Below are 1,574 nucleotides of genomic sequence, written 5' to 3'. Positions count from 1 at the left end.
CGACCCAAAGCGGAAACCGGTCTCCGGGGCCGAGACGCCGAAGAGCCGCCACTCGAGAATTGGCCAACAAGAGATGGCGCGACTCACAAGTCGTTGATGTACATCCGGTTCCAGGTCGGACTGATCACGACCAGGTTCATGCAGGCCTGCGGCGGCAGTTCGGCGATGAAGCGGATGGTGCGCCCCAGGTCCTGCGGCTGCAGCATGCGGGCGCGCTCCTCGGCGCTGGGCGGCTGGGGCCGGGTGTCGAGGATGGGCGTCGAGACCTCGGCCGGGCACAGGCAGCAGGCGCGGATGCCGTTCGGGCCTTCCTCCATATTGATGGTCTCGGTCATGGCCCGCACGGCGTGCTTGCTGCCGTTGTAGGCTGCGCCGGTCAGCTTGGGCTCGTGGATGCCGGCCCAGGACGAGACATTGATCACCAGGCCGCTGCGCCGCGCGCGCATGGCCGGCAGCGCGGCCAGCGTCGTGTGGAAGATGCCGTCGAGATTGGTGCCCAGCACCTGGCGCCAGCCCTCCACGGTCAGATGGCGCCAGGCGCGCGCGGTGACGTTGGTGCCGGCGCTGTTGAGCAGGATGTCCAGCCGCCCGCCGTGGCGGGCCAGGATGCGCGCCGCGGTGGCGGCGACGGCCGCGGCGTCGGTGACGTCCAGCGGCTCGACCTCGGCTTGGCCGCCGCGCGCGCGGATGTCGGCGGCGGCCGCCTCCAGGGCCGCGGCGCGGCGGCCCGACAGCACCACCAGGGCGCCGGCCTCGGCCAGGGCCTGGGCCCCCGCGAGGCCGATGCCGCTGGCGGCGCCGGTGATCCAGGCCAACTGGCCCGCCAGCGTGGCCGCGCTCATGCGGCAACCTGTTCGGGCTGCGCCGCCTTCTGCAGCTCCAGCTGGTACTGCTCCCAGCCCTCGGCCGGGACCCGCTCGCCGGCGCGCTCGCGCACGGCGTCGAGCCGCTCGCACAGCAGCGCGCCCGCGCTCGCGGTATCGGCGATATGCAGGCCCTGGGTCATGGTGATGTGCGCTGCTTCGAAGCTGCCGGCGCCGGCCAGCAGGATCATGCGGGTCGGCGCGTTCTCGACGCACAGCGGGATCAGGGCCGGGCTGACGCGCTCCGGCGTCAGCCGGGCCAGCGCCTCCGGCGGCAGGATGCCCTGGGTCATGCCGGTGGCCGCCGTCGGCGCCAGGCAGTTGACGCGGATATTGCGCCGGGCGCCCTCCAGCGCCAGGGTCTGCATGAAGCCGACCAGGGCCAGCTTGGCGGCGCCGTAGTTGGACTGGCCGAAGTTGCCGTAGAGGCCCGAGGACGAGGTGGTCATCACGATGCGGCCGTACTGCTGCTCCTGCATCTGTGCCCAGACCGCCTTGGTGGCATTGACGGCGCCCATCACATGCACGTCAAGCACGCGGCGGAAGTCGTCCAGCGCCATCTTGGCGAAGCTCTTGTCGCGCAGGATGCCGGCGTTGTTGATCAGGATGTCGATGCGGCCCCAGGCCGTGAGGGCCTGGCGCGCCATCAGCTCCATGTCCTCGAAGCGGGTCACGTCACCCAAGTGCAGCTGGGCCTCGCCGCCGGCGGCG

The 1,574-nt window shown here is 71.9% G+C and carries 2 protein-coding genes; both read right to left on the bottom strand.

The features are described 5' to 3' along the window. Nucleotides 1-83: 83 nt before the first annotated feature. On the bottom strand, nucleotides 84-842 hold the full coding sequence (locus OOZ63_RS28830) for an SDR family oxidoreductase (protein WP_266009318.1): 759 nt from the start codon (nucleotides 840-842) through the stop codon (nucleotides 84-86). Further along, a partial coding sequence (locus tag OOZ63_RS28825) for an SDR family NAD(P)-dependent oxidoreductase (RefSeq protein WP_266009316.1) occupies nucleotides 839-1,574 on the bottom strand: 736 nt, incomplete at its 5' end. The genes OOZ63_RS28830 and OOZ63_RS28825, both read right to left, overlap by 4 nt.

Origin of the sequence: Paucibacter sp. PLA-PC-4 (assembly GCF_026241155.1) — a bacterium.
Lineage (GTDB): Bacteria > Pseudomonadota > Gammaproteobacteria > Burkholderiales > Burkholderiaceae_C > Roseateles_E.
The sequence above is the reverse complement of the archived record's forward strand: the minus strand, read 5'-3'. Positions and strand labels throughout refer to the sequence as shown.

What these genes read in the sequence shown, in the direction of transcription:
- OOZ63_RS28830 (WP_266009318.1), bottom strand. Translation starts at nt 842, where the DNA reads ATGAGCGCGGCCACGCTGGCGGGCCAGTTGGCCTGGATCACCGGCGCC.